Raw genomic sequence first — 26,503 nt, 5'->3', positions numbered from 1 at the left:
CGCATGGCTTTGCAGTCCATGACCGGTTTTGCGCGGCGCGAGGGAACGAGCGGCCGCTGGCGCTGGGCATGGGAACTGCGCTCGGTCAACGGCAAGGGCCTTGATCTGCGCCTGCGCCTGCCGCCCGGCCTCGAACGCATGGAGGCGGAGGTCCGCCGCCTCGCCGGCGAAAGCTTCAGCCGCGGCAACCTGCAGGCATCCCTATCCGTCACCGCCGACGAGAACCGCTTCGAGGCGGTGCTGAACAGGGAGGCGCTCGCCGCCGTGCTGGCCATGCGCGAGCAATTGGACGGGGTGATCGATCCGTCGCCGCTGAAGCTCGATACGCTGCTCCTGGTGCGCGGCATCGTGGAATTCCGCGAAGGCGAGGATGGCGAGGAGGCGCTTGCCGCCCGTGACGCCGATATCGCTGCCGGTCTGTTGGCCGCGCTTGCCGATCTGAGGGCGATGCGCGAACAGGAAGGGGCGGCGCTGACCCGCATTCTTCTCGACCATGTCGCGACGATCGATGGCCTGGCACGGACGATCGAGGCCGATCCGTCGCGCTCGCCGCAGGAGATCGCTGCGCGGCTTGCCGGGCAGGTCGCCTTGCTGATGGACGGCATGGCCGCGCTCGACCGCGACAGGCTGCATGCCGAAGCCGCGCTGCTGGCGACCAAGGCCGATCTGCGCGAGGAAATCGATCGTCTGAAGGCCCATATCGCCGCCGCGCGCGATCTTCTGGTGAAAGGTGGCCCTGCAGGGCGCCGGTTGGACTTCCTTGCACAGGAATTTAACCGCGAATCGAATACCATCTGCTCGAAGTCGAATGCCTCGGCGGTCACCGCTGCCGGCATCGAGCTGAAAGTCGTGATCGACCAGTTCCGCGAGCAGGTCCAGAATTTGGAGTAAGACATGAAACCGGCGAAAACTTCGCCCGTGCAGATCGCCCGCCGCGGTCTGATGCTTGTCATTTCGTCGCCGTCGGGCGCCGGCAAGTCCACCATCGCGCGCACGCTGCTGGGGATCGACAAGAATATCGGCCTTTCCGTCAGCGTTACCACGCGCCCGCGCCGCCCGAGCGAGGTTGAGGGCGTGCATTACCACTTCAAGAGCGTGCGTGAGTTCGAGCGGCTGCGTGACAGCGATGCGCTGCTCGAATGGGCCGAGGTGCACGGCAATTTCTATGGCACGCCGCGCGAGCCGGTGGAGCAGGCCATGGCCGAAGGCCGCGACATGCTCTTCGATATCGACTGGCAGGGCGCCCAGCAATTGCAGGAGAAAATGTCGGCCGACGTCGTCTCGATCTTTGTGCTGCCGCCGACCATGACCGAACTGCAGTCGCGGCTGCATCGCCGCGCCGAGGATTCCGAAGAGGTCATCCAGACGCGCCTCGCCAACAGCCGCGCCGAGATCGCCCACTGGCGCGAATATGACTATGTCATCGTAAACGACGACCTCGACACCGCCTTCGACGCCGTTCAGTCGATCGTCAAGGCCGAACGCCTGCGCCGCGACCGCCGCCATGGCATGTTCGACTTCGTCCGCGGACTGCTGGAAGAAACGCCGTCGCTTTAGAGCAATTCCAGCAAAAGTGCACAGCGGTTTTGCGTCCGGAATTGCGTGAAAACAAAGAGATAGAGCATTTTCGTGATTCGAAGAAAAACGGAAATGCTCTAGAACGGCTGGCTTTTCGCCGAGCTTTGAAGGCTGTTCGCCAACAGGCAGAACTCTTCGACGGAAAGGGTCTCGGCTCGCCGCGCCGGATCGATCCCGGCCTTGATGAGCAGGCGCTCACCGCCGAGCGGTTTCAGGCTTTGGCGCAGCATCTTGCGGCGCTGCCCGAAGGCGGCCTGCGTCACCTTTTCCAGATCGGCGACAGCGCAGGGGATGGGATTTTCGCGGGGTGTGAGATGCACGACCGTCGACGTCACCTTCGGCGGCGGTGTGAAGGCTTGCGGCGGCACGTCGAAAGCCATGCGGGCCTCTGTCCGCCAGCCGCAGAGCACGCCGAGACGGCCGTAGTGATCATCGTCTTCGCCAGCGACGATACGCTCGCCGACTTCCTTCTGAAACATCAGCGTCAGCGACTGCCAGAACGGCGGCCAGGCTTTCGGCAGCAGCCAATTGACCAAAAGCTGCGTGCCGACGTTGTAGGGCAGGTTGGCGATGATCTTGATCGGGCCTTCCGGCGCCAATGTCTCGAAATCCGTCTTCAGCGCGTCGCCTTCGATCACCTCGAGCCGGCCGGGATAATGATCGGCGATCTCGGCGAGCGCCGGCAGGCAGCGTGTATCCCGCTCGATGGCGATAACCTTCCTGGCGCCGAGCGCCAGGATCGCGCGGGTCAACCCGCCGGGGCCGGGGCCGACCTCGATGACGGTTGCCTCGTCGAGCGTCCCCGCCGTGCGGGCGATCTTCTGGGTGAGGTTGAGATCGAGCAGGAAGTTCTGCCCGAGCGCCTTGCGCGCATCGAGGCCGTGGCGTTGGATGACGTCACGAAGCGGTGGCAGACCGTCGAGTGCAGCCATCAGCGGCGGCTTTCGGCGCTGCGGCCATGCTGGGCGGCGAGCTTCAGCGCGGCAATGAGGCTCTGCTCGCGCGCCAGTCCCTTGCCGGCGATGCCGAAAGCGGTGCCGTGATCCGGCGAGGTGCGCACGAAGGGAAGCCCGAGCGTCACGTTGACGCTGTCGTCGAAACCGAGTGCCTTGGCCGGGATCAGCGCCTGATCGTGATACATGCAGACGGCGACGTCGTAACGCGCCCGCGCCTCGTCATGGAACATCGTATCGGCGGGCAGGGGGCCGATCGCATCGATGCCCTCGTCGCGCAGGCGCTCGATCGCCGGACGGATAATGTCCTCGTCCTCCCGGCCCATCGTCCCGCCTTCGCCCGCATGCGGGTTGAGGCCGGCAACGGCGAGCCGCGGCGCCTCGATGCCGAAGCGGTGCCTGAGGTCTTCATGGGCGACCCGGCAGGTTTCCACAATCAGTTCGCCGGTCAGCGCCTGCGGCACGTCCCGGACTGGAATGTGGATAGTGACGGGAATGGCCCGCAGTTTCGGACCGGACAGCATCATGACAGGCGTCACCGGCCGGCCCGTCGCCCTGGCGGCGAGATCGGCGAGAAATTCGGTATGGCCGGGAAACCGGAAACCCGCCTCGTAGAGCACGGCCTTGGCGATCGGGTTGGTCACGACCGCGAGCGCCTCGCCGCTGATGACGAGCGACACGGCTTTCTCGATCGATGCGATCGTGCCCTTCGCCGTAGCCGCATGCGGCTCGCCGGCCACCACTTCGATGCCGGCCGGTACGGTCATGACCGGCAGCGCGTCGGCAAATAGGCCGGCAGCCTCGCTGGCCGTGTCCGTCTCGCGGATCGAAACCGCCAGATTGAGCTGGCGGGCTCTCAGCGCCAGAACATCAGGATCGCCGATCAGGAAGAAAGGCGGCAGCCCGAGTTCGCGCCGCCGCAGCCACGCCATCAGCGTAATATCCGGCCCGATGCCGGCGGGGTCGCCCTGGCTCAGCGCAAGCGGTCGCGAAAACGGTGTCGCCATCGTCGGTCAGCGGTAGGCGATCTGCGCCTTTTTGCGCAGTTCATCCAGGTATTTCTTGCTGTTTTCATTTTCCGGGCCGGCATCTTTTTTACCGGCCTTGGACTTGTCGAGATCCTCCTGGCGGAAGACCATTTCGGCGGCCTGGTCGTCGGAGACCTGGCGCTGGCTGCAGATCGCCAGATATTCGACGCCCTTGTCGGTGACGCGGGTGCCCGTCGTATTGCCCTTGGCCTGCTCGACCAGCGGTTTCCAATCCGGCGGGATCTCGGGGGCGAGCATGCGGCCGAGATCGCGCACAGACACGTCGCGCATCGTCGCGGCAAAGACCTTTGCCTGATCACAGCCCGGAAATTTCGAGCGCGACGCCTCGGCCTCGCCCTTACGCTTGCCGGTGATGGCGCCGCGCTTGGCTTGCGGAATGACGAAGATGATCTGCTGCAGCATATATTCCGTCGTCACCGGCTTCTGTTTGTTGTTCTGCATCATGCGCGAGACGAGATCATAGTTCGACAGCCGCGAGGTCGAGCCGTAGCGCGCGTTGACGACGCGCGGCCAGCTCATCTGTACGGCGATGAAAGCCTTGAAATGATCGACGCCGACGCCGGCGCGATCGAGGATCTGCGACATTTGCTCGACGGAAAGCTTGTTGCCGCTCGAAAAGCGCGCGAAAGACGCATCGACGTCCTGCTGCGAAACCGACATATGGACGCGGGAGACCTCCTGCCGCTTGAGCGTTTCGTCGACCAATTGCTCCTGCGCAGTCTTCGCATCGGCCTTCGTGTGCTGCAGGCGCAGGAAGGCCTGGCGCTTGGCGACATCGCCGCTGGTGATGGCGGTGCCGTTGACCACGGCCTTGACTTCGCTTGCCGCAAGCGCGGGACCGGCGAGGCTTGTCAGCAATGCAAGCGCCGCCCCGGCGAGGAACGTGGTTATGGCTTTTTTCGCGTCAATCATCTGTTGACCTCCCAATAGCGCCGCGAGACGTGTTCGCGGCGTCCTTACCACAGTGCGAGACATGCAGAAATCGCTCCCGTCACGGCGCGAACCCCTATGCCTCAGATATCGACTGGCGGCAATATCCTGCACAGGCTTACGGCGAAAGAATGGCTTCAGGCGATGTTTGCGCCCGCCTGCCGTCACTCCAGGCTGTCGGTGCCGATCTTGATGTCGCCGAGCGTGCGGAAGGTCAGCCGTGCGCCGATCGTCCAGTCGCTTGCCGTCTCGTCGTCGGAATCCCTGCTGTCGGTGTAGGCGATCGTGAAGATCGTGCACTCGTCGTCATAGGAGAGACCAAGCGTCCGGCGGCTGATCACATCATTATTCAGATCCCAGGCGATGCCGCCGAAAATCGCCCAGTAATCCTTGAACTTGATTCTGCTGCTGGTCTGGATCTCGTCATTGTCTTCGTCGAAGCCATATTCCGGCTGGGCGCTGAGATGGGTGAAGGTCACCTGCGTCGAGAAGGTGTCGTTCTGGTAAGCCGTCGTCAGGTCGCCGCGGCGGAAATCGAAATCCTTCTCGTCGAGGCGGTAGGAGGCGGTCACTGAAAGGCCGAACGGTGTCTCGACGCCGCCGAGGCCGACATAGTCGGAACGCGTGGTTTCAAGGCCGGAATCCGCGCCGACATTGACGAGATCATCGGTCGCAAACGAATTCTGACCGGCGATCTGGTAGGACTGGCCAAAAATGCCGTGCAGCTTGTAGCCGCTGTCGAACGTACCGGTGTACTGGACGCCGACATTGGCGCGGGTCCCGCCTTCGACGCGGTCGTAGCCCGAGAATTTGTCGCGGTCGAACAGTGAGGTGGCGTCGAAGACGAAGCTTTGCGCATCCTCGTTCGGCAGGCGGCCTGCCAGCTGCTCGTCGGGGCGGGCATAGATCTGTGCGATCGGCTCGAGAATATGCGTGCTGTTATCCGTCGTCATCAGGATCGGATAACGCATCTCCAGCCCGGCCGTGAACATCGAACGGGTGGCGGAATTGCCGTCGACATAGTTGCCGGTGTAGCCCGTGGGATCGTCCATGTTCAGCGCGAAGGCGTCGCCGCGCGCAGCCAGCAGCGGCGTGATCACCAGGCCGGTCGGCGTGACGTAGGTGCGCTTCCACTGCAGCTCGGCAGTCAGCCGCGAGGTCTGGCCCTTCAGGCCGCGGAAGCGGTCGAAGCCGTCGACGGTATAGAAGTCGTCATGGGTGCGCGAAATATTCGTCAGGTTGACATCGGCCGAAAGCTCGCCGCCGGCAAGCGGCTGCGGCGCCACATAGTGATAGTCCATCGCGGGATAGACGATCGCCTGCTTTTTCTCGGCCGTGTTCGTCCGGTCGGCATCCTGGACGTCGAAATAGAACGCCCGCATATCGAAATAATTGCGTTTTCCAAGCCCCGTCAGATAGATCTGGTTGGTCCGATCCGTGCTGCTCAGACCGCGCAGCTTGTAGGTGCGTGAAAAATTGTTGTCGCTCTGCATCATGACGTCCCAGCCGAACGTCCAGCGCGGATTGATGCGGAATTCGGCCTTCGACGCCACCATGCCACGCTGGCCGGCTTCGGCATCGCTGGTGCCGGAGCTGAAATTGTCCGGCTTTGCCTGGTCGATGCCGGCGACGCGCAGGATATGCGTGCCATTTTCGAAGCGCTGGCGGAATTCGCCTTCGACGAGGAAGCCCTGGGCCGTGTAGCCGGTGGCGGTGACCGTCGCGTCCATGCTCGGCGAGATCACGTAATAATAGGGAACGGAAAGCCCGAAGCCGAGATTCTGCGACAGGCTCATCGTCGGGAAGAGAAAGCCGGACTTGCGCTTCACCGTATTGTCGGGAACTTCCATGACCGGCACGAAGGCGATCGGATAACCGAGCAGCTCGAAGCGCGCGCGCTCCAGGCGGATCGTGTGCGTCACGCCGTTCTGGATCACGCGCTTGGCCTTGACCTGCCAGAAGGGCGCGCGTTTCGGATCTTCGGCGCAGGGAAGGCAGGCCGTGTAGACACCCTTGTTCAGAATCATCTGCGTGCCGCCGACACGCTCGCCGCTCTCGGCGACGATACGCGTATTGTCAGCCGTTTCGATGCGCAGTTCGTTCAGGAACCCGTCCGCGAAATTGTCGGTCACGTCAAGGTTGTCTGCATAGATGCGGTTGCCGTCGGGGCTGACCAGCTCGACATTGCCGAGCGCCATCATCCGGCCGGTCTTCTGATTGTACTCGACCTTCTGTGCGACCATTTTGTAGCCGCCATAATTGATCTGAACGCCGCCGACCGCCGACACCAACTGGGCGTCGCGATTGTAGAGGAGTTCGTTGGCCGAAAGCAGAAGCTTCGCCCCTTCAGGAATCTTATTCTTTATCGTTTGTTCGGGCGCGCTGGCCTGGCCGTAAGAGGCCGGGGCACTGCCGAAATAGGAAGATACAGTCGCGCCGACAAGCAGGGCAACCAGCTGTTTACTAAAATACTTGCGGTCGCCTGCCGCCACTAGCCGTCCTCCTGATGAAGCAGAATAGTCGCACCCAAGGCCAGCGCGACGACCACCGGTATCCACGTCGCCACGAAGGGAGGCACGACTCCACTGCTTCCGAATGCCTTTACAAGCACGGTGATGACATAAAGCATGAAGCCCGAGAGGATGCCACCCAGAATCACGGAGCGGGATTGGTTGAACCGGCTAAATTTTAGGGACACTGTTGCAGCAATGAGAGTCATGGCCACCAGCAGCAATGGCTGGGACAACAGGGAGTTGAATTGCGTCTCCAACGCCTTGGTTGAAATACCGAAGGATTTGGCAGCCGCGATGCGGTTGGAAAGGTCAAAGAAACCAATTGTTTCCGGCGCTGTCAGCCGCTCCTGGACGAAATCCTGTTTCAGATTGGTGCGAAGTTGAACCGAAGCTTTACGCAGGGGGATTTCGCCAGGCTTACGCTCGACGACGTTGTTAAGTTGCCAGTAACCATCTTCCAATTTTGCCGTGGCGGCATCCTGTCTCAGAATGACCTGACCACCTGAATCGAAATGGATCAGCACGGCGTCGATCAGCTTGGTTCCGTTCTCCTGAACCGTCTGAGCGCCGATGATGACATCGTCTCGGCCACTGATCTGGCGCAGCCACGGAATCTGCGGCGCCTTGCGCAGGACCGCGTTCTCGCCGCGCCAGTCGGATTCGACCAGCAGCGCCTGGCGCTGTCCCCAGGCCGCGAGCGGATTGAGCGCCGTCATCGTCAGCAGGCCGAGCGCCAGCGAGCCGGCGATGAAGGGGAACATGAACTGCCAGACCGAAATGCCGGCTGCGCGCGTGACGACCAGCTCATATTTGCGGTTGAGCCCGATCAGCACCGTCATGCCGACGAACAGCGCGATGAACGGCACGGTCTGCTGCAGGATGAGCGGCAGGCGCACGGCGGTCATCAGGATGCCGCCGCTGATCGTGTAGCCGGGCAGGCCGGACATGCGGCCCGCCGTCTCGCTGAAATCGAGCAGGAAAGAAATCGCCGAGACGCCGATCAGGAACCAGCCCGTCGTCGCCAGGTAGCGGCGAAAGAAATAACGCGACAATGTCCCGAACATCATTGGGCAGTGCCCCCGCCGGTCCTGCCGGTGGCGGCAAGCAGTCTTTCCTGCGTTCGTCTCCAGAAGGACGACATCCGGTCCCGAACGAACGACGGCATGACCAGTCGTTTGTGCAGGCCGAGGAAGACGATCGAGATGATGCTGCTGACGATCGGGATGGCGTAGAGGACGGCAATATATTCAGGGTCGGTGTCGATCTGATTGGCCGCGTAGAAGGCCGCCCATCGCATCGCGAAGGCATAGGCAAGCGCGCTCACCATCGGATGCAGCCGCGCTTCGCGGTGCGAGCGCGCGTCGCCGGCGATCGCCAGCGAAAACAGGGCAAAGACGACCGGCAGGATCCAGTCCGTCAGCCGGCGGTGCAGTTCGGCGCGGTAGCTCTGCGGCCGGATCGTATAGTCCTTGTCGGCCGGATCCGGGTTGAACAGGAACCACAGGTCACGGTCGCTGGCACGCAGCGTCGCCTGGCCGCGATTCTCGGTCATGTCGGAGAGGTCGAAGGAATAGGAATCGAAGTTGATCACCGAGACATTGCCATCGGGCGTTTTGCGGTGCACTTCGCCCTCATGCATGATCAGCGTCGTGCCCGTATCGTCGACGGCGCCTTCCTTCGCATAATAGATCAGTTCGTAGGCTGGATCGCGCTCGTCGGCGACGAACAGGCCCTTCAGCATGCGGCCCGCCATCCGCTTCGAGATCTGCACATAAAGACCTTCATCAAGCTTGCGGAAGGTCTTTTCTTCGATCACCGAAGACAGCAGGTCGGCATAGGTCTCGGCGATCATCTGGCGCACGACGGTCTTTGCACGCGGCTCGACGACGTTGTCGACGAAGAAGGAAAAGACGCTGATGACGGCGGCAAGCAGCAGGATCGGGCGTATCAGCACACTGCGCCGCGCCCCGGCCGCGTCGATGACGGTGAGCTCGGAATCGTTGTTCATCGTCGTCAGCGTCTGGGTGACCGCGATGACGAGGGCGAAGGGCAGCACGACGGGAATGATCGACGGCAGAATCATCGTCGCGAGCTTGGCGAACGAGCCGATCGACTGGCCGCTGTCGGTGACCAGGTTGATGCGCTGCAGAACCTGTGTCGTCCAAATGATCGCCAGAACGGGCAGGAGCGCCACGAGAAACATCTGGCCGACGCGCCGCAATATGTATGTCTCGAGTAGTTTCATGCCTGCCCTTGAAAGCACCTGCACGCCCAAACGGCTTTGCAGGAGAATCCCTCTACGCTCTTTGTCGCGCTTTTGCGACAAGCTGGTGTCAAAAATTCATTCAAATTTCAGAATTTTTTTGATGCTGTTGCGACTCAGTTAACGCCAGCAGTGCGGCGAAGACGACCAGCGAGGAAAGCCATCCGAGAACGACGTCGGAGAGGTAGTGCGCGCCGAAGGATAGCCGCATCGCCGGCGTGAGGATGGAGATCGCCGCCACCGGCGGCACCAGCGCGTAACGCAGGGATTTCGGAACGAAGATCAGAAGGCAGAAAAGCCAGCCGGCGCTTGCTGCCTCGCCTGATATGAACGAGCAATTCGAAACGCATTTTCCGGCAAGCGAACCCGCCTCGGCGAAATGCAGCGCACCGCCGAAAATATCCGTCTGTATCGGCCGCGGCCGGCCCCAATGTTCTTTCAACACGACATTGACGAGCAGCACCGGTCCGATCAGCAGCGTTCCGAGTGCGACCTTGAGCTTGCGGGCCCGATCTGCGTTGAAAGTCGCGCCATGCTGCTGGTGGCATTCGATGATTTTCCACACCATCACGATCGCGACGACATAGGGCAGGCGGAAAAAGATGGTGCGTAGCAGATCGAAGGTCGCGACGTCGCGATAGGGAAAGCCGCCGCAGATGCTCCCGGCGGCGGCAGTCGCACCGCAATCTGTGGCCACGAAAAAAAGCTGGGAAAAATAGATGTCTATTCCGGGGAAGGCGCGGAAGACGGCAAGCAGCGCCCACCACGTCCAGAACAGCAGCATGAATGCGCCGAAAGTCGTTTTCGGCAGGCGGATTGCGAGCCCCCGCCATCGATTTTTCGAAAAAACTGTCAACGCGAATATCTACGAAACTGACGAAAACATGAGGGCCGTGATGGCCGCGGGCGACCATAACAATTGTCGCAAGCCATTGACAGACCCGCCAAACGCGAAATTATCCGCCAGGGACGGATTTCAAAGAATCCCAGCGGAGAAGACATGTCAGCAAAGTTGGAAATTTCATTCGCAAAGTCGGCAAAGCTCAATGGCGGCCTGTCGATCCTGTTGAAGACCGTGGAGGCCGACAGCGCTGCCGGCGCCGAAACGGTCGACCCGGCAGGCGTGATCGTCAAGGCTGCCAGGATCGCCCGATTCTCCGCGAAATCCATGAGCGCTCTCGATATCGTCGCCCCCGAAGGCGCGGCCGTCGAGCGGATCGTCGTCATCGGGCTTGGCAAGGCCGCCGAACTCACCGCCCATGACTGGCTGAAGGCCGGCGGTGCCGCGGCATCGAGAATCAAGAATACCGACAAGGCCGCTGTCTTCATCGACGTGCCTGGGCTCGAGACGAGCGCGCGGGCCGCCGCCGACTTCGCGCTCGGCATGCTGTTGCGCGCCTATAGCTTCGATACCTACAAGACGAAGAAGGGCGACGAGGAGGAGAAGCCGGCGAAATCTGTCAAGGTGACGATCGTCACCGCCGATGCGGCTGGTGCCAAGAAGGCGTTTTCCGATTCCGAAGCGGTTGCCGGCGGCGTCAATCTGGCCCGTGACCTCGTCAACGAACCGCCGAATGTGCTCGGGCCCGTCGAGTTCGCCGCCAAGGCGAGGGAGCTGGAAAAGCTCGGCGTCGAAGTGGAAATCCTGACCGAGAAGGAGATGCGCCGTCTCGGCATGGGCGCCCTTCTCGGCGTCGCCCAGGGCTCCGTGCGCCCGCCGCGCCTGGCGGTCATGCAGTGGAAGGGCGGCAAGGCCAAGGATCGTCCCGTCGCCTTCGTCGGCAAAGGCGTGGTCTTTGATACCGGCGGCATTTCGATTAAGCCGGCCGCCGGGATGGAGGACATGAAGGGCGACATGGGCGGGGCGGCAGCCGTCACCGGCCTCATGCATGTGCTCGCCTCGCGCAAGGCCGCCGTCAACGCCGTCGGTATCATCGGCCTGGTCGAGAACATGCCCGACGGCAACGCCCAGCGTCCGGGCGACATCGTCACCTCGATGTCCGGCCAGACGATCGAGGTGATCAACACCGATGCCGAGGGCCGCCTCGTGCTCTGCGATGCGCTCTGGTACTGCAACGATCGTTTCAAGCCGCAGTTCATGATCAATCTCGCCACGCTGACCGGCGCGATCGTCGTGGCGCTCGGCAACGTGCATGCCGGGCTGTTCTCCAATGACGACCAGCTTTCCGCCCAGCTGACGGCAGCGGGCCTTTCGAGCAATGAGAAGCTCTGGCGCATGCCGCTCGGCCGGGACTACGACAAGCTGATCGACAGCAAGTTCGCCGACATGAAGAATACCGGCGGCCGGCAGGCGGGCTCGATCACGGCGGCGCATTTCCTCAAGCGCTTCGTGCAGGACACGCCCTGGGCGCATCTCGACATTGCCGGCACGGCGATGGGCTCGCCGCAGGACGAGATCAACCAGTCCTGGGGTTCCGGTTTCGGTGTGCGCCTGCTCGATGAGCTCGTCCGCGCCCATTATGAATCCTGATGACGGACGTTCTCTTCTATCATCTGACCGAAAGCCGGCTGGAGGACGCGCTTCCGCCGCTCATCGACAAAAGCGTCGAGCGCGGCTGGCGCGTTGCCGTCCAGACGCGTGAGCCGGCGCGGCGCGATGCTCTCGATCAGCATCTTTGGACGTTCCGCGAGGAGAGCTTCCTGCCGCACGGCACCGACGAGGCCGATTTCGCCGAAAGCCAGCCTGTGCTTTTGACGGTGACGTCAGACAATGCCAATGCGGCGACCGTGCGTTTCATCGTCGACGGCGCCGAGCCGCCGCCGGCCGATGCCTATGAGCGCATCGTCTTCATGTTCGACGGTCATGACCAGGAGCAACTGGAAGCCGCCCGTGCGCAATGGAAGAAGCTGAAAGGCGAGGGGCATAACCTCACCTATTGGCAGCAGACGCCGGAGGGGCGGTGGGAGAAGAAGGCCTGACGCTGTAAGATCTTGAATTGCTGTATGAAGTCTTCCGACGTCGTTCTCAGCGGCCGTCGGAAGCCGTTATCCTTTCGACCCTTTGTCCTCGTCGAGGTTCGTCAGGATGTTGAGGGGGACGATCCCTCCCGCATCTTCCGACGGATTGAGCGCCTCCACTGCCAAAACCCGCTTGCCGCTCGGACTGACAAAAGCGAATGCCCATGCGCTGTCGGCAAAAGTGCTGACCGGCATTTCCGCCCAGCCGGCTTGATGGACAAGGCGTTCGGCATAATAGGCCTTGATGCTCTGCGGGCTGGTGGTGCTGGCGAGATTGCGCGCCAGGACACGCACGGATTTCTCTCCGAACCGCCCTTCCAGTTGGTCCAGCACCTTTTTGGTGGCCTGCCAATCCTGGGCCTGGGTCGCAGATCCGTAGGAATATTCCTCGGATCGGGAAACGCCCGGTGCATCAGGAGGCATGACGACATGTTCGCCCGAACATGCTGCAAGGCCGAGAAGCGGCACCACAAGGATGCCAATCTTCAAAACGCGGAAAAATCGGCCCTTGCGGCGGATTTTGTTGCTCATGAGCGGCTGCCCCCGAACACTATTGCACATAGGCCGGCAAATCTTGCCGGTTTCTATGACGTTATTGCGACCCTCAGTCGTGGAATGCGTCGACGAACTTCCGCTTGCCGAGCATGAAGGCGTCGGCGACGTGGCGCAGCGGCGCGAGGTCGACATCCGATCTGCCGGCTTTGACGATTTCGGCGAAGCGACGATAGAGCGAAGGATATTCCTGCTCCGGTTCGGCGAATGTCAGCGCACCGTTGATGGAAAGCTTGGCGCCGCCCTCGGAAAGCACCATCTGGCCGGCGGCCGTCTCCGCGACGATGTCCCAGCTCTGCTTGCCGGTCTGGCGCCAGTCGAATTCGGCATGAACCGGCAGGCCGTCGGCATTGCGGAAGTGGATATCGGCCGCGATCGGCGCATCGCGATTCTCGGGAAACTCGAGAACGGCCTCGGTGATGAAGATCGGCCGCGGCAGGATATGGGTGACGATCGACAGCGCATTGATGCCGGGATCGAAGACGCCGAGGCCGCCGGCCTGCCAGATCCAATCCTGGTTCGGATGCCAGTGGCGGACATCCTCCTTCCAGATCACATGCACGCTTTCAATCGTCGTCGAGGCCAGAAACGCCTTCGCGGCCTCGACGCCCGGCGCATAGCGGGAATGCCAGCTGGCAAAGAGCGACGCGCCCTGCTTGCTCGCAAGCGCCTCGAGATCGGCCACTTCGCTCAGCGTGGCGCCGGGCGGCTTTTCCAGGAAGACATGCTTGCCGGCGACGAGTGCCTTGTAGGCTGCCTCATAGCGATATTGCGGCGGCATGCAGAGCGAAACCGCATCGATCGACGGCTCGGCGTCGAGCATCGCCTCGATCGTGGTGTAGCTCGTGACGCCTTCGACCGTGCCGTGGCGGCTGGCCGTGGCGACGAGCTTAAAATCCGGGTTCTTGGCGATGGAGGGAAGATGCTGGTCGCGGACGATCTTGCCGACGCCGACGATGGCGAGGTTGATAGGGGACATGGTGTTTCGCTCGAGCCTGTTAAAAAGTATGATTTATTGAGCCTGTTTGTAGCAGAAAGAGGCGCGCCGACAAGCTCTCCTCCTCCAATTCTGTTGTATCCTAATACATGTCGCCCGGAAGTGTGCAGCGGTTCCGGGCGACATGTATAAAACAAAGAGCTTTAGCGCATGATGGTTTGGCGAAGGAAGCTGTAACCCATCGCCGCGCGGGCGGCGCGCTCTTCGGAATTGCCGTCGCCACCATGCCCGCCGGAGCCGAATTCATGGAAGAGCGAACGGTGTCCCGCTTCCTCCAGCCGCGCGGCAAAGCGGCGCGCATGCGAGGGATGCACGCGGTCGTCATTGGCGGAGCTTTCGATATAGATCGGCGGATAGCTGACCTCGGTCGCCGGCCCGACATTGTGCAGCGGCGAATAACCGAGCATGAAATCCCGGTCCGCCGGCGTCTCCGGATCGCCGTATTCGTCCATCCAGGCTTGTCCTGCGCTGAACAGGTGGAAGCGTGTCATGTCGAGGACCGGCACCTGGCACCAGACGGCGCCGAAATCCTCCGGGTAGCGCGTCAGCATCACGCCGGTCAGCAGGCCGCCATTGCTGCCGCCCTGGCAGGCGATCCGCGACGGCACGGTGTAGCCGCGGGCGACGAGATCGCGGGCAATGGCGACGAAATCGGCAAAGGCCCGGTCTCGCCCCTGCCGCTTGGCGCTGCGATACCAGTCGGGTCCGAATTCGCCGCCGCCGCGGATATAGGCCTGCACATAGGCGCCGCCTTGCTCCAGCCAGCGTCCCGTCACGCCGGAATAGTTCGGCGACAGCGAAACATCGAAGCCGCCATAGCCGTAAAGCAGCACCGGCAGCGCCCCCTTGATCCACTGCTTCGGCAGGATCAGCCGATAGGCAACCTTCGTCCCGTCCTCGGAAACAGCCTCCAGCGTTTCGGATGACATATCGGTCGCATCGAAATAGCTTGGCGCCGCGGCGACGAAAATCGGTTCGGCCTGTCTGCTGCGATCCGACAGCTCGAGCCGATAACAGGCCGGAGGCTGCAGGAAGCCTTGGCCGACGATGCAGAGCGTATCGTCGCCAAGATGCAGATCGGCATGCAGCGGCCTGAAATGGGCCGTCTGCATGTCCGCCGGCAGCGCGATTTCGCGCTGTTCGGCATCGGGCCTTGTCAGGTCCAGCACCATGAGACGCGGACGCAGCCGATCGGAGATGATGAAGACGCACCACTCCCGCATCAGCATCATTTGCGAGATGGACTGGCCCTCGGCAGGCTGAAACAGAATCCGCTCCGGCCCGAGCAGAGCCGTCTCCGAGTTGGGGTTGAAACGTTGCAGCACGAGGCTGCCGGACGCAACGCGCTCATCGGTCTTTGCCCGCCAAAGGCAATGATCGTGATTGAACTGGAAATCGGCCTCCTGAGGCAGATCGATGCGCCGCTGCGTGCCGTCATTGGCGATCAGGAACGCGCTGGCGACGCCGATCTCATGGGCGGCGACGAAAATGTCGATCAATCCGGCATCGGCCGAAGCGCCTGACAGGGCTGGGTCGATGACGAGATTGAAGCCGTAGACGTCCTCGTCGGCGGCTTCGAACATGACGGCGGCCTCTTCCGGCCGCTGCCCGCGCTTCAATCGCCGCCCGACCCGCGGCCATCCCGAACGGGTCGCCGAAAATCGGTCGATGGAGCCGAAATAGCAGATCTCGTCACGGCTCAGCCAATTGGCATGCGATCGCGCGGCTGGCGTATCGAAGCCGCCCTCGACGATCTGCTTGCTCTCGGCGTCGAATTCGAGCAGCCGGAGAAGATCGGAGCCGCCGTCCGAAAGTGTGAGCAGCACTCGCGTCGGTTCCCATGGGCAGGTGACGGCGCCGCGCCAGTTCCAACGCTTGCCTTCGCTCACGCAGAAGGCATCGAGATCGAAGACCGGTTCCCAGCCGGCATCGGGCAAGGGCTGCTGATCGGCCGGCAGGCGGAGCCAGACGCCGAGAGGATTGTCCTTGCTCTGCCGGAAATCGAACAACCACCCGCCTCGGCGCATCGGGACGATCAGCCTGTCCTGCCGTTCGATCAATGCTTTTATCGCATCGCGATCCCTAACGAATTCCGGTGTTCTCAGTTCCTTGTCGGAAAGCCCGTTATGCTCGTCGATGAATTGGCGGGTACGCGGATCGTCGTCCGTTTCGAGATGAAGGTTCATGTTCGACCTGCCTGATTCCGTTGACGTCGTATGTCTAGCCAATATTTCGCACAGTTAGGGCGAAATTAGTGCCGGCCGCGCAAGGCCGAGATGCTCGCGCAGTGTCGAGCCATCATATTGGGTGCGGAACAGGCCGCGTTCCTGCAGGATCGGCACGACCATCTGCGTGAAGTCTTCGAGCCCTTCGGGAAAAAACGGCGGCATGACGTTGAAACCGTCGGCGGCGCGGCTTTCAAACCATTGCTGCATCCGGTCGGCGATCTCGACCGGCGTGCCAAGCACGATATGGTGGCCGCGACCGGCGGCAACGCGCAGCGCCAACTGACGGATGGTCAGGTTCTCGCGCCTTGCAAGCGCGGTCAGCAATTCGGCACGGCTGCGCAACTGGTCGGAGATCGGAAGGTCCGGCAGAGGGCCATCGACATCGTAATCGGCAAGGCTGTGGCCGATGCGTTCTTCCAGAAGCGGCATGGCGCTTTTGATGTCAGTCCACTTGTCGAGTTCTGCAAGTTTGTCCTCGGCTTCCCTGGCGGTGCGGCCAATCACCGGCAGGAAGCCCGGCATGATGGCGACCTCGTCCGGCTGACGTCCGAAGCGCGCGACGCGCTCCTTGACGCTCTTGTAGAAGGCCTGCGCCTCTTCGAGGCTCTGCTGCGCGGTGAACACCACGTCGGCGGTGCGGGCGGCAAGATCCTGGCCGGGGCCGGATGAGCCGGCCTGGATCAGGATCGGATGGCCCTGCGGTGCGCGCGGAATGTTCAGCGGCCCCTTGACTGAGAAATACTTGCCCTTGTGATCGAGCACATGGAGCTTGGCAGGGTCGGCATAGACGCCGCTCTGCTTGTCCTTGACGAAGGCGTCGTCATCCCAGCTGTCCCACAGTCCGCGCACGACGTCGACGAATTCCTCGGCCACGGCGTAACGCTCATCGTGCTCCGGGTGCGCCTTGGAGAAATTGTTCGCCGTGCGGGCATAGGATGTCGTGACCACGTTCCAGGCGGCCCGGCCGTGGCTCAGGTGGTCGATCGAGGCGAAGGCGCGGGCAGTGTGATAGGGCTCGCCATAAGTCGTGGATGCGGTTGCCGCGAGGCCGATCTTGTCTGTCACCACGGCGAGCGCCGAAAGCAGCGTCAAAGGCTCGAAACGCGCGATCGTCGAGGGATGAGCGTCGATGCCGCTGGTCAATCCGTCGGCCAGAAAGACCATGTCGAATTTCGCTGCTTCGGCGATCTGGGACACGCGTCTCAGCAAGTCGAAATTCTCGCTTCCCGCCTCGGCGTGAGGATGACGCCAGCCGGATACGTGGTGGCCCGCCCCTTGCAGAAACAGGCCCAGGTGGATTTCTCTTTTGCGAGTCATGACAATATCCTTCGTCATTCTGGATTTCGGGCGGCATCCTGGTTGAGCAGCGCCAGAAGTTGGCGAAGATCGGCCGTGCTGCTCATTGTCCGGACGAGCGACGGGACATCCGCGAAGGCGGGATTGCGCGCAGTTGCGTCGCGAAATTTTTCGGCCGGATCGCTCAGCCCCGGCAGGCCGTCGAAGCGGCGCTGTATCGCGCTGCCGTCGCGAAGCACGATATCGACGATCACGAAGCGGGTGCGTGGATCGCTCGACATGCGGGGCGCAGTCTCGTCGTGGCGGCGGCCGGCGCGCCGGGCAAGGTCCATCAGGCGCGGCAAGACAGGCCGCTCGTCGAAATGGTCGAGCCGCAGAGCCCCGTCGATGAGGGCGGCGGCGAACACGTATTCGGGACTGAAGCGCGCCTCGATCCCGTTGCCGGGCTTGTTCACCACCAGGGCGGCATCGGCGCCGGGCGGGTAGGTGAAGGTGATATGCTCGATCGCATCAGCCTCCAGACCTTCCCGGTTGAGGCCGATGCCGAGAGACGCGACCGGATGGCTGGCGGTGCAGCAGGGATAGGCCTTCAGCGTCAGCCCGGGCGCCACGATCTGCCATGGCGAACCCCAGTTCTCGGTCACGGCGGGCGGGCGTTCCGCGCCGAAGGCATAGACCGAATGGAAGCCGACCGGATTGTCGAGGAAATCGGGAGCGCCGCCGAAACCCGCAGCTGCCATTCTCGCCGAAAGGAGTCCGGATCGCGCCGCCATGCCGGCGTGGAAAGGTTTGGCGTCCGTGCCGAATTGCAGCCGCAGCCCGGACGATTGCGTTGCCGCAAGGCCCAGCGCGACGGCGGTCTCGTCGATGGAGGCGCGGGTCAAATGGGCGATTGCCGCCGCCGCGCCGATCGTCCCGAGCGTCGCCGTGGCGTGGAAACCGTTCTCGTAGTGATTTGAGCCGAGCGACAACCCCAGCCGCGCCATGGCTTCGAGCCCGACGATATAGGAGGCGATCAGCGCATCTGCGGAAAATTCGCGCTCGGCGGCGAACGCCAGCAGGGCCGGGATGATCACGGTCGTCGGATGGCCGCGCACGCTTGCATGCACGTCGTCATAATCGAGCACATGGCCGGCATGACCGTTGACGAGCGCCGCGACCAGCGGATCGGTTCGGCGCGAGCTGCCGAGCAGGATCGCTTCGCCCGGCAGATTGGCGCCGACGGTATCTGCCAGAATGCCGGTCGTGCGGTCGCCGGCGCCTGCGATCGCACAGGCGAGAAAATCGATGATCGCCTTGCGCGCCGCGTCCAATGCCACGGGATCTTTCGATGGATCCGAGGAGATGATCGCCTGGGCGAATGCCGACGTCAGGGGCGCGAATGTGCTCGTCATGAAAAAATCCTAGATGCCTTCGCGCACTGGCCCGCGCCCTCCGGCGAGACCGCCGACGAATTGGCGGATACGGGGATTGTCGAAGGTGTGGAAAATCTGTTCAGGCGAGCCTTGGTCGACGATGCGGCCGTTCTCGGTGAAGACGACGATGTCGCTGATCTCCTCGGCGAACCGCATTTCGTGGGTCACGAGGATGCTAGTCATGCCGTCGCGGATGAGGTCGCGGATCACCCACAGCACTTCGCCCACCGTCTCGGGGTCAAGCGCCGAGGTGACTTCGTCGAACAGCACCAGTTCCGGCTTCATCGCCAGCGCGCGGGCGATCGCGACGCGCTGCTGCTGACCACCGGAAAGCTGGCCGGGATAGGCGCCGGCTTTTTCCGAAAGCCTGACCTTGTCGAGCAGTTCGCGTGCGAGTTTTTCCGCTTCGCGCCGTTCGACGCCGAGGATGCGGGTCGGGGCCAGCATGATATTGTCCAGCACGCTCAGGTGGGGAAAGAGATTGTACTGCTGGAAGACGATGCCGATACGCTTGCGCAGCGCGATGCGTTCGCTCTCCTTGGCCAGTTGATCGACGCGGGTGCCGTCGACCGTGATGCGGCCGCGCTGCGGCGCCACCAATGCGTTGATGCAGCGCAGGATCGTCGACTTTCCCGAACCGGACGGGCCGATAATGGAAACCGCATTGCCCTTGTTGACGGTGAGGTCTATGCCCTTCAGCACCTCCGTCTGGCCGAAGGACAGGTGCACTTCTTCCAGTCGCACGATCGTTTCGTCGGTTTTTGCGTTCATCATTCAAATCCTCAGGCCGTCTTGAAACGCCGCTCGAGGCGTCGGGTCAGGCGGGCGATCGGGTAGCAAAGCGTGAAGAAGGCGGCCATCACCACGATATAGGCGATGATCGTGAAATCGAGGCGGCGCACGGATGTGCTGGCATCGGTTGCGGCATGCAATAGTTCGTGCACGCCAACCAGCGAGGCGAGCGACGTGCCCATGGTAATGGAGGCCAATATGTTCATCCATGGCGGCAGCGAGCGCCGCAGGCATTGCGGCAGGATGATCCAGCGCAAGGCCTGGCCGCGCGAAAAACCGAGCCCCTTTGCCGCTTCCCATTGCGTGGTCGGGATCGAAAGGACGGCGCCGCGGGTGATCTCGGCCACATAGGCGCTGGCCGGTATGGCAAGGCCGATCACCGCCTTCAGCCAATCCGGGAAGGGCAGATAGTTGCCGGCCACCACGATTTCGAAGGGAAAGATGTAAGTCGTCGCGAAGATCAGCACGAGATGCGGGGCATTGCGGAAGACTTGCACATAGGCCACGACCGGGTAGCGCACCAGCTTGAAGGGAACCAGTTCCAGTATGCCGAACACGGCTCCGACGGTCGTTCCAAGCGTCATCGCGCACAGGCTGATGATGACGTTCATCATGAAGCCCGAGCCGAGATAGGGAAGCCACGTCACCAGTTCGCGCCCCAGCGTCAGGTCGGTCAGCGACCACAGGACGATAACAAGCGGGAGTGCCGTAAAGCCGATATTGCGCAGCAGGCGACCATTCCTGCGCTGCTCGGAAAGTACCGCAGTCGTCATAGGCCATACCCCGGAATGGCGAGCTTGCGCTCCACCCACAGGCCGATGCGGGCAACGGCAAGGTTGATGATGCTGAAGAACAGCAGAATGACGATCATCAGTGACACCACGTTGTCGCGCTGCGTCCAGACCATGATCGAGGCATAGGTAATCTCGCTGACTGCAATCGCATTGCCCACCGTCGTCAACTTCACGAGATTGATGAGATTGTTGACGATCGCGGGCAGCGATGCCCTCATTGCCAGGGGAACTTCGACGTAACGCAGGATCTGCAGCGCGCTGAAGCCGATGCCGCGCGCCGCTTCCACCGTGGCCGACGGCACCGCCTCGATACCTGCGCGGATCGCCTCGGCATGCAAGGCGGCGATGTGCAGTCCGACCACCGCCACCACCCAGAAGAAGGGTGTGAGCGGATTGTTCTGCGTCCCGCCGACCAGGTTCGATACGAATGTATTGAGAACGAGGAAGCTGAACATCAACTGTACCAGCGTCGGCGTGTTTCGGGTGATTTCCACGAAAGCGCGGACCGGCGTCGATAGCCAGGGATTGCCGGATGTCAGGCAGGCGGCAAACAGCAGCCCGGCAATCAGGCTGACGGGGATCAAGAGGGCAATCAGATAGAGTGTGGTGATGAAACCATCACGCCATATCTGCGCCTCGTACCCCGCCGCCAGGAACTCGTAGTTAAGGCCAAGCCTGTTCGTCAGGTTGACGAACAGGCTGGTCATGCTGGTGTCCTGCATGTCGATCCGCCAGTGTAGCCTGTCTTACTTGCCAGCCGACAGGGTCTTGCGCTCTTGTTCGAGATAGTCGGTATTGCGGAGCCGGTTCGCCTTCGCAAATTCCAGGAGCTTTCCTGACGTATGGAGCTGCCGGATCGACTTATCGAGCGCCTCGGCCGTCTCCTTTTCGCCTTTTCGCACCCAGATCACCGAGTCGGAAGGGAGCAGTTCGGTCGGGAAGAGAATAGTGTAGTCCTTCCACTCCTCGGGCCGGTCCTCCAGCAGAAGGCCGACGGTTGCGCCGACATGGACGGCGGCGACACAATTGCCGCCCTGCAGCGCCAGCAGCGATTCCGGCTGGCTCGGCAAGCCCTTTACCTCGGCGCCGTATTGTTCGATGAGCGGCTGCGTGAAGTTCGACCCTTGCGAAACGCAGACCGGCTTTCCCTTGAGATCTGCCCAGTCCTTCAGGCCGCTGTCCTTGCGTCCGACGGCAGCACCGCCGCTGCGATCATACGGCGTCGCCACCCAATCAAGAACTTTGGCGCGGTCCTCGGTATATTGCATGTTCGCAATCAGGATATCGACCTTGCCCTGCTGGAGAAATTGCACCCGGTTCGGGGGCGTGACGGTGACTGTTTCCAGCTTGACGCCAAGATCGTCCGCGAGCGCTTTTGCAATATCGAGATTGTATCCCTTCTGCGTTTGCGATGTCGGATCGATATAGCCGAAGGGCGCCCCCGAGAGGATGACGCCAACGGTAAGGGTGCCGCGGGCTTTGATGCGGTCGAGCGTGGCATCCGCCGATGCCTGCGTTGCCGCCAGCAAGGCAATCGACATGGCGAGGAGCGCCTTCGGGAGAAATTTGCGTGACATGTTTGAGCTCCGTCTTGGGAAGGTGGAGGGACCGGTTCAGGTCCTCGAGCAATTGCAGCGCTCTTTGGCTCGACTGCTACGGCGTGGATGTGCGCCACTTCGAGGTGAGGCCGAAAGGCTGGTGATGAGATGGACGTCGGCTTCCCGCGCAATATTGGCCATGCTTCTCCGCGCTGATAGAAAAGGACGCTGACCGCATCGCTTTCCTGCGCGAATCGGCAACTGGACGGCTTTGAAAGGCATAGGGAACCGATGAGAGAGAAGGAACATTCTGTCTCAGAGAAAATCATCATTGTGATGGATTTTGTAGATTTTATTTTCTGAAATAGGCGCGTTCGTTGAAAAATCTTGTGCACGAGAGGGTTGCTGATCGGCAACCTTCCCGCCCGGTAATGGCATCAAAAAACGGATTTTGCTCGGCCGAATTCCTGCCGTCTTGCGGCTAATCCCGACTTGGCAACCCGCCTTAGCGGATCGTCACGAAATCGGCCGAGGCAAGGACGTTGTTCGGCATCGGCGTCTTCTTGAATTTCAGCGTCACGACCTTGTAGCCTTCGGTTTCGAGTTCCGAAAGCAAGGTTGGCAGCATCGTCGCCGTGCGTTTGTGGATGTCATGCATCAGGATGATGCCGCGGCCGCGCTTGTGCAGCAGGTCCATCGTCCGCTGCGTCACGGACGGCGTCGTGTTGAAATAGTCCTTGCTGTCGATGTCGACATCCATGACCACCATGTCGCGCATGGCGATCGCGGCGCGCAGCCTGTGGCTCTCGGCTAGATAGGGGAAGCGGAAGAAGGAGACATCCGTGCCGGTCGCCTTGGTCACCGCCAATTCGCCCTTGATCACCTCGGCCATCGCCGCGTCGAAATCCAGCGAACTCAAATTGGCGTGGTCATAGGTGTGACTGCCGATCGTGTTGCCGTCCTCGGCGACCTTGCGCGCCAGCGCCGGATGCATTTCGGCCATTTCGCCGACCATCATGAAGGCGCCCTTGACACCGAACTGGTCGAGGATCGCCAGTACCTTGTCCGTCCGGCCGGGGATCGGGCCGTCGTCGAAGCTCAGGATCACTTCCTTGTCCTGCAGCTTGAGATCGGCGAGCGAGGAAACCTCCAGCGTCCGCCCGGCCAGATGATGCCAGCCGGTCATGCGCGGCGCCGCAGCGTCGCCGGTATAGGCAAGCTTCCGCTCCTCGGGTGCGATCACCGAGGAGGTCTTGATCGATGTGTCCGGCGCGGATTGTCTGGTGGTGCTGCAGGCAGAAAGAGTGGCCGTGAGGGCCATGCAGGACAGAACGAAAAAACGGTACATTGAAAGGGCTCAACAAATCGGTAACGAATGTTGAGACAACCTTTCGAATTATGGTTAACGATCGGTTGATGCAGGCGGGAATTGTGCCGATGCGCGGCACTTCGCCACGCTTTCGCCAGAGCATGATGCCGAAAAGTGTGCGCGGTTTTCGGACGACATCCTGTTCTAAGGCCTGTGGCTATCCCGCCATCGCTTCTTCGTATTCGGCCGAAAGCATCAGCCAGTCTTCCTCGGCGGCAGCCAGTTTTGCCGCCGCTTCGCCGCGCTGTTTTGCCTTCTCGGCGGCCTTGGCCGGTGTCTTTTCATAAAGGGCGGGATCTGCAAGTTCCGCGTCAAGCGCCTGAATCTGTTTCTCCAGTTTCGCCGTCAAGGATTCGATTTCGTTGATCTTTTTCTTGAGTGGGGTCAGCGAGGCGCGACGTTCGGCATTGAGCTTGCGCTGGTCGGCCTTCGACGTCGCCTCTTCAGTTAGCTGCGGCTTTTCTTCTTTTTTTTTACCGGATGTGACGATCAGGTCGCGATACTCGTCCATATCGCCTTCGAAGGTCGTCACCGTACCGCCATTGACCAGCCACAGCCGGTCGACCGTCGCCTCGATCAGATGGCGATCATGCGAGATCAGGATGACGGCGCCTTCGTAATCGTTCAGCGCCTCGATCAGCGCGCGGCGGCTGTCGATGTCGAGGTGGTTGGTCGGCTCGTCGAGGATCAGCAGGTTCGGCGCATGGAAGGCGGCAAGCCCCATCAGCAACCGGGCTTTTTCGCCGCCGGAAAGATCCTTGGCGGCCGTCGCCATCTTCTCGGTCGCAAGCCCCATCTGGGCGACGCGGGCGCGCACCTTGGCCTCAGGCGCACCGGGCATCAGCCGGCGCACATGTTCCACCGGCGACTGCTCGGGAATGAGGTCGTCGAGCTGGTGCTGCGCGAAGAAGCCGATCTTCAGGCTCGGCGCCAGCTTCACTTCGCCGCTCTCGGGTGCAAGTCTTCCTGAGATGAATTTGGCAAAGGTCGATTTGCCGTTGCCGTTCGAGCCGAGCAGGGCGATGCGATCGTCATTGTCGATGCGCAGATTGAGGTTCTTCAGGATCGGATTGCCGGGCTCGTAGCCGACGGCGCCGCTCTGGATCGCGACGATCGGCGAGGCCGGCTGCTTTTCCGGCTCGGGAAAGGTGATCGGCTGGACATGATCCTCGATTACCGCGGCAACCGTTCCCATGCGCTCGAGCGCCTTGACGCGTGACTGCGCCTGGCGGGCCTTGGAGGCCTTGGCCTTGAAGCGATCGATGAAGCTCTGCAGATGTTTGCGCGCGGCGTCGTTCTTGGCCTTCGCCTTGGTCTGCAGCTCGTCGGCTTCGGCCTTCTGCCGCTCGAACTGGTCGTAGCCGCCGCGATAGAAGGTCAGCTTCTTCTGGTCGAGATGGACGATCGCATTGACCGCATTGTTCAGGAGGTCGCGATCGTGGCTGATGATGATGACGGTGTGCGGATAGCGGCGGACATAATCTTCCAGCCACAGCGTGCCTTCGAGGTCGAGATAGTTGGTCGGCTCGTCGAGCAGCAGCAGATCCGGCTCGGAAAACAGCACGGCCGCAAGGGCGACGCGCATGCGCCAGCCGCCGGAGAAGGAGGAGGCGGGACGGGCCTGCGCCGCCTGGTCGAAACCGAGGCCGGCAAGAATGCTCGCTGCGCGCGCCTCGGCCGAATGCGCGTCGATATCGACGAGACGCATCTGGATTTCGGCGATGCGGTGCGGATCGGTCGCCGTCTCCGCCTCGGTCACCAGGGCCGTGCGTTCCTTGTCGGCGGCAAGCACGATCTCGATCAGCGCGTCTTCGGTCGCCGGTGCTTCCTGCGCCACCTGGCCGATGCGTGCGGCCTTCGGGATCGACACCGATCCGGTCTCCGAGCCGAGATCGCCGGTAATGACGCGAAACAGCGTGGACTTGCCGGCGCCGTTGCGCCCGACCAGCCCTGCCTTCGTGCCCGAAGGCAGCGAAATGCTGGCATTGTCGAGAAGCAGGCGGCCTGCAATGCGGGCGGAAATGTCGGTGAGCGTGATCATGGCCGGCGTTTTGGCCGAAAGCGCTCGCCAAGGCAAGAGTGCTTTGCCTGCCGCAAGAGACTTGTACGCCTCAGCGGCCGAAAGCCTGCACCGGTTGTCGGGGGTTCGACTGCGCGGCGAGAAGCGCCACACGGGCATTGGCCTGCAACTGCCCGGGCGTTGCCGCATCAGTGCTGAGCGCCACGCCGATCGAAATGGTGAGCCGGCCGGGATCGGCCTTGTCGGATGTCGCGAAGACGAGATTGTCCTCGACGGAGGTGCGCAGGCGCTCGGCGATCGTGATCGCATCCTGCATGCCGACATGGGAAAACAGCAGGGCGAATTCGTCGGCCTCGGTGCGGGCGATGAAATCGTTCTTCTTGACGCATTTGCGGAAGAGGCCGGCGAGCTTCTTCAGAAGCTTGTTGCCCGCCTGGGTCCCGTATCTGTCGTTGAGATCGCTGAAATTGTCGATATCGACCATGATCAGCGCGCTGCCGGCGGCACCCTCTTCGCGCGCGTAGAGATCTGATATCGTCCGGTTCAGCGCGATGCGGTTCGGAAGCCCGGTGATCCTGTCGGCCACAGTGGCCGATTGCATCGCCGAAATGCCGCGTTCCAGCGTTTCCAGCACCCTGATGTCATCCTGCAGCCTGACGCCGATTTCCATCTCGGCCGACAGCACTGTCGTCAGCGAGGCGGTGAGATAGTCGATCTCGCCGAGGAAGGCGGCAAGGCTCTGGTCGTCGTTGCCGGAAACGGATTTCAGGATCGTCCCGCAGGCGCGGGCAAAGGCGTTCTTGTGCTTCAGCCCTTCGGCAAGCCTTTCCGCCACCTCGCGCAGCATCCGGCTCGCCTCGTTGCGTGAGGTCTCCCCCGCCAGTCCGCAATGGCCGACGAGGCGGTATTTCAGGCCGAGTTCGTCGAGCATCGGCTGCTGCGGTTGCGGCCCGAGTGCTGCGATATCCTGCGCAAGGCCGGCATTGAGCCCGACGATCGCTTCATGGAAGAGTTCATAGTTGCGCGGCAGCGCGGCAACGTTGAGGCGCGCCATGTGCTGGGCAATCTTCTGAATATCCGCCATCGGCGCCGGACGCGCGGTCTCGCGCGGCACCAGTGCGTTTGCGTTCGCATTCTGCATGACGATCCCTCGCAGCCCGGCCACATCTCTCACATCCCGCTATGCCCGCAAGCTTTTAAAAGAGGCTGAATCTTCAATCGGAAAGCTATGGATCGG

General features: G+C 62.1%; 23 protein-coding genes. 4 read left to right on the top strand and 19 right to left on the bottom strand.

What is annotated here, in order from left to right:
- Nucleotides 1-3 precede the first annotated feature (3 nt).
- Together FHT69_RS10765 and gmk are read left to right on the top strand one after the other, a co-directional pair.
- Nucleotides 4-891 carry a YicC/YloC family endoribonuclease gene (locus FHT69_RS10765; RefSeq protein WP_028756975.1) on the top strand — a complete coding sequence of 296 codons (888 nt, stop codon included), beginning with the start codon at nt 4-6 and terminating at the stop codon, nt 889-891.
- Between the two features lie 3 nt (nt 892-894).
- On the top strand, nt 895-1,557 hold the full coding sequence (gene gmk / locus FHT69_RS10760) for a guanylate kinase (RefSeq protein ID WP_028756976.1): 663 nt from the start codon (nt 895-897) through the stop codon (nt 1,555-1,557).
- 98 nt (nt 1,558-1,655) lie between these two features.
- Here the strand turns inward: gmk and rsmA are convergent, their stop codons facing one another.
- The 7 genes from rsmA to FHT69_RS10725 form a co-directional block, all read right to left on the bottom strand.
- On the bottom strand, nt 1,656-2,510 hold the full coding sequence (gene rsmA, locus FHT69_RS10755) for a 16S rRNA (adenine(1518)-N(6)/adenine(1519)-N(6))-dimethyltransferase RsmA (RefSeq protein WP_028756977.1): 855 nt from the start codon (nt 2,508-2,510) through the stop codon (nt 1,656-1,658).
- Nucleotides 2,510-3,538, bottom strand: a complete 1,029-nt coding sequence (gene pdxA / locus FHT69_RS10750) for a 4-hydroxythreonine-4-phosphate dehydrogenase PdxA (RefSeq protein ID WP_183905314.1) — start codon at nt 3,536-3,538, stop codon at nt 2,510-2,512. The genes rsmA and pdxA overlap by 1 nt, the downstream gene beginning before the upstream one ends.
- Nucleotides 3,539-3,544: 6 nt before the next feature.
- On the bottom strand, nt 3,545-4,492 hold the full coding sequence (locus FHT69_RS10745) for a peptidylprolyl isomerase (protein ID WP_028756979.1): 948 nt from the start codon (nt 4,490-4,492) through the stop codon (nt 3,545-3,547).
- Nucleotides 4,493-4,674: 182 nt separating this feature from the next.
- The gene (locus tag FHT69_RS10740) at nt 4,675-7,002 is read right to left on the bottom strand and encodes an LPS-assembly protein LptD (RefSeq protein ID WP_028756980.1); all 2,328 of its coding nucleotides are present in this window, start codon (nt 7,000-7,002) and stop codon (nt 4,675-4,677) included.
- The gene (gene lptG, locus FHT69_RS10735; RefSeq protein ID WP_028756981.1) at nt 7,002-8,090 is read right to left on the bottom strand and encodes an LPS export ABC transporter permease LptG; all 1,089 of its coding nucleotides are present in this window, start codon (nt 8,088-8,090) and stop codon (nt 7,002-7,004) included. Before lptG ends, FHT69_RS10740 begins: the two co-directional genes overlap by 1 nt.
- Nucleotides 8,087-9,268 (bottom strand): LPS export ABC transporter permease LptF, encoded by a 1,182-nt coding sequence (gene lptF / locus FHT69_RS10730; protein WP_028758445.1) that lies wholly within the window; start codon nt 9,266-9,268, stop codon nt 8,087-8,089. The genes lptG and lptF overlap by 4 nt, the downstream gene beginning before the upstream one ends.
- 100 nt (nt 9,269-9,368) lie before the next feature.
- Entirely contained in the window at nt 9,369-10,142 is a 774-nt protein-coding gene (locus FHT69_RS10725) for a phosphatase PAP2 family protein (RefSeq protein ID WP_097542974.1), read from the bottom strand.
- Between the two features lie 144 nt (nt 10,143-10,286).
- Between FHT69_RS10725 and FHT69_RS10720 the strand changes: the two genes are divergently transcribed.
- Together FHT69_RS10720 and FHT69_RS10715 are read left to right on the top strand one after the other, a co-directional pair.
- The gene (locus FHT69_RS10720) at nt 10,287-11,777 is read left to right on the top strand and encodes a leucyl aminopeptidase (protein ID WP_097542975.1); all 1,491 of its coding nucleotides are present in this window, start codon (nt 10,287-10,289) and stop codon (nt 11,775-11,777) included.
- The gene (locus FHT69_RS10715; RefSeq protein WP_028758448.1) at nt 11,777-12,226 is read left to right on the top strand and encodes a DNA polymerase III subunit chi; all 450 of its coding nucleotides are present in this window, start codon (nt 11,777-11,779) and stop codon (nt 12,224-12,226) included. The genes FHT69_RS10720 and FHT69_RS10715 overlap by 1 nt, the downstream gene beginning before the upstream one ends.
- A gap of 66 nt (nt 12,227-12,292) precedes the next feature.
- Here FHT69_RS10715 and FHT69_RS10710 read toward each other — a convergent pair whose 3' ends face one another.
- The 12 genes from FHT69_RS10710 to FHT69_RS10655 all read right to left on the bottom strand — a co-directional run bounded on the left by FHT69_RS10710 (nt 12,293) and on the right by FHT69_RS10655 (nt 26,407).
- Entirely contained in the window at nt 12,293-12,796 is a 504-nt protein-coding gene (locus tag FHT69_RS10710) for a hypothetical protein (RefSeq protein WP_183905313.1), read from the bottom strand.
- A 73-nt stretch (nt 12,797-12,869) separates the two neighbouring features.
- Nucleotides 12,870-13,796 (bottom strand): Gfo/Idh/MocA family protein, encoded by a 927-nt coding sequence (locus FHT69_RS10705; RefSeq protein ID WP_028758450.1) that lies wholly within the window; start codon nt 13,794-13,796, stop codon nt 12,870-12,872.
- 161 nt (nt 13,797-13,957) lie between these two features.
- Nucleotides 13,958-16,000 carry a prolyl oligopeptidase family serine peptidase gene (locus FHT69_RS10700; protein ID WP_183905312.1) on the bottom strand — a complete coding sequence of 681 codons (2,043 nt, stop codon included), beginning with the start codon at nt 15,998-16,000 and terminating at the stop codon, nt 13,958-13,960.
- Nucleotides 16,001-16,054: 54 nt separating this feature from the next.
- Nucleotides 16,055-17,359 (bottom strand): LLM class flavin-dependent oxidoreductase, encoded by a 1,305-nt coding sequence (locus FHT69_RS10695; RefSeq protein WP_080759975.1) that lies wholly within the window; start codon nt 17,357-17,359, stop codon nt 16,055-16,057.
- 14 nt (nt 17,360-17,373) lie between these two features.
- A complete protein-coding gene (locus FHT69_RS10690) occupies nt 17,374-18,732 on the bottom strand; it encodes an MmgE/PrpD family protein (protein ID WP_183905311.1) in 1,359 nt (452 codons plus the stop codon).
- Between the two features lie 9 nt (nt 18,733-18,741).
- Nucleotides 18,742-19,524 carry an amino acid ABC transporter ATP-binding protein gene (locus tag FHT69_RS10685; RefSeq protein WP_127430659.1) on the bottom strand — a complete coding sequence of 261 codons (783 nt, stop codon included), beginning with the start codon at nt 19,522-19,524 and terminating at the stop codon, nt 18,742-18,744.
- A gap of 11 nt (nt 19,525-19,535) precedes the next feature.
- The gene (locus tag FHT69_RS10680; protein ID WP_025570179.1) at nt 19,536-20,318 is read right to left on the bottom strand and encodes an amino acid ABC transporter permease; all 783 of its coding nucleotides are present in this window, start codon (nt 20,316-20,318) and stop codon (nt 19,536-19,538) included.
- Nucleotides 20,315-21,061, bottom strand: coding sequence for an amino acid ABC transporter permease (locus tag FHT69_RS10675; protein ID WP_183905310.1), 747 nt, complete (start codon nt 21,059-21,061; stop codon nt 20,315-20,317). Before FHT69_RS10675 ends, FHT69_RS10680 begins: the two co-directional genes overlap by 4 nt.
- A 24-nt stretch (nt 21,062-21,085) precedes the next feature.
- Nucleotides 21,086-21,916, bottom strand: coding sequence for a transporter substrate-binding domain-containing protein (locus FHT69_RS10670; protein WP_047616335.1), 831 nt, complete (start codon nt 21,914-21,916; stop codon nt 21,086-21,088).
- Nucleotides 21,917-22,382: 466 nt separating this feature from the next.
- Nucleotides 22,383-23,225: a polysaccharide deacetylase family protein gene (locus FHT69_RS10665; RefSeq protein WP_183905309.1), complete on the bottom strand. Its 843-nt coding sequence runs from the start codon at nt 23,223-23,225 to the stop codon at nt 22,383-22,385.
- A gap of 178 nt (nt 23,226-23,403) precedes the next feature.
- Entirely contained in the window at nt 23,404-25,287 is a 1,884-nt protein-coding gene (locus FHT69_RS10660) for an ABC-F family ATP-binding cassette domain-containing protein (RefSeq protein WP_025570187.1), read from the bottom strand.
- A 70-nt stretch (nt 25,288-25,357) separates the two neighbouring features.
- A complete protein-coding gene (locus FHT69_RS10655) occupies nt 25,358-26,407 on the bottom strand; it encodes a GGDEF domain-containing protein (protein ID WP_029875843.1) in 1,050 nt (349 codons plus the stop codon).
- Nucleotides 26,408-26,503: the final 96 nt, after the last annotated feature.

Origin of the sequence: Rhizobium sp. BK008, assembly GCF_014197345.1 — a bacterium.
In the GTDB taxonomy this organism is placed as follows: Bacteria; Pseudomonadota; Alphaproteobacteria; order Rhizobiales; family Rhizobiaceae; genus Rhizobium; species Rhizobium anhuiense.
This window is presented reverse-complemented; position numbering and strand designations above follow the sequence as displayed.

Excerpts from the sequence above, each read along its gene's own strand:
- FHT69_RS10765 (WP_028756975.1), top strand. The coding sequence starts at position 4 with ATGGCTTTGCAGTCCATGACCGGTTTTGCGCGGCGCGAGGGAACGAGC.
- gmk (WP_028756976.1), top strand. The coding sequence starts at position 895 with ATGAAACCGGCGAAAACTTCGCCCGTGCAGATCGCCCGCCGCGGTCTG.
- rsmA (WP_028756977.1), bottom strand. The coding sequence starts at position 2,510 with ATGGCTGCACTCGACGGTCTGCCACCGCTTCGTGACGTCATCCAACGC.
- pdxA (WP_183905314.1), bottom strand. The coding sequence starts at position 3,538 with ATGGCGACACCGTTTTCGCGACCGCTTGCGCTGAGCCAGGGCGACCCC.
- FHT69_RS10745 (WP_028756979.1), bottom strand. The coding sequence starts at position 4,492 with ATGATTGACGCGAAAAAAGCCATAACCACGTTCCTCGCCGGGGCGGCG.
- lptG (WP_028756981.1), bottom strand. The coding sequence starts at position 8,090 with ATGATGTTCGGGACATTGTCGCGTTATTTCTTTCGCCGCTACCTGGCG.
- lptF (WP_028758445.1), bottom strand. The coding sequence starts at position 9,268 with ATGAAACTACTCGAGACATACATATTGCGGCGCGTCGGCCAGATGTTT.
- FHT69_RS10720 (WP_097542975.1), top strand. The coding sequence starts at position 10,287 with ATGTCAGCAAAGTTGGAAATTTCATTCGCAAAGTCGGCAAAGCTCAAT.
- FHT69_RS10715 (WP_028758448.1), top strand. The coding sequence starts at position 11,777 with ATGACGGACGTTCTCTTCTATCATCTGACCGAAAGCCGGCTGGAGGAC.
- FHT69_RS10710 (WP_183905313.1), bottom strand. The coding sequence starts at position 12,796 with ATGAGCAACAAAATCCGCCGCAAGGGCCGATTTTTCCGCGTTTTGAAG.
- FHT69_RS10705 (WP_028758450.1), bottom strand. The coding sequence starts at position 13,796 with ATGTCCCCTATCAACCTCGCCATCGTCGGCGTCGGCAAGATCGTCCGC.
- FHT69_RS10700 (WP_183905312.1), bottom strand. The coding sequence starts at position 16,000 with ATGAACCTTCATCTCGAAACGGACGACGATCCGCGTACCCGCCAATTC.
- FHT69_RS10695 (WP_080759975.1), bottom strand. The coding sequence starts at position 17,359 with ATGACTCGCAAAAGAGAAATCCACCTGGGCCTGTTTCTGCAAGGGGCG.
- FHT69_RS10690 (WP_183905311.1), bottom strand. The coding sequence starts at position 18,732 with ATGACGAGCACATTCGCGCCCCTGACGTCGGCATTCGCCCAGGCGATC.
- FHT69_RS10685 (WP_127430659.1), bottom strand. The coding sequence starts at position 19,524 with ATGAACGCAAAAACCGACGAAACGATCGTGCGACTGGAAGAAGTGCAC.
- FHT69_RS10680 (WP_025570179.1), bottom strand. The coding sequence starts at position 20,318 with ATGACGACTGCGGTACTTTCCGAGCAGCGCAGGAATGGTCGCCTGCTG.
- FHT69_RS10675 (WP_183905310.1), bottom strand. The coding sequence starts at position 21,061 with ATGCAGGACACCAGCATGACCAGCCTGTTCGTCAACCTGACGAACAGG.
- FHT69_RS10670 (WP_047616335.1), bottom strand. The coding sequence starts at position 21,916 with ATGTCACGCAAATTTCTCCCGAAGGCGCTCCTCGCCATGTCGATTGCC.
- FHT69_RS10665 (WP_183905309.1), bottom strand. The coding sequence starts at position 23,225 with ATGTACCGTTTTTTCGTTCTGTCCTGCATGGCCCTCACGGCCACTCTT.
- FHT69_RS10660 (WP_025570187.1), bottom strand. The coding sequence starts at position 25,287 with ATGATCACGCTCACCGACATTTCCGCCCGCATTGCAGGCCGCCTGCTT.
- FHT69_RS10655 (WP_029875843.1), bottom strand. The coding sequence starts at position 26,407 with ATGCAGAATGCGAACGCAAACGCACTGGTGCCGCGCGAGACCGCGCGT.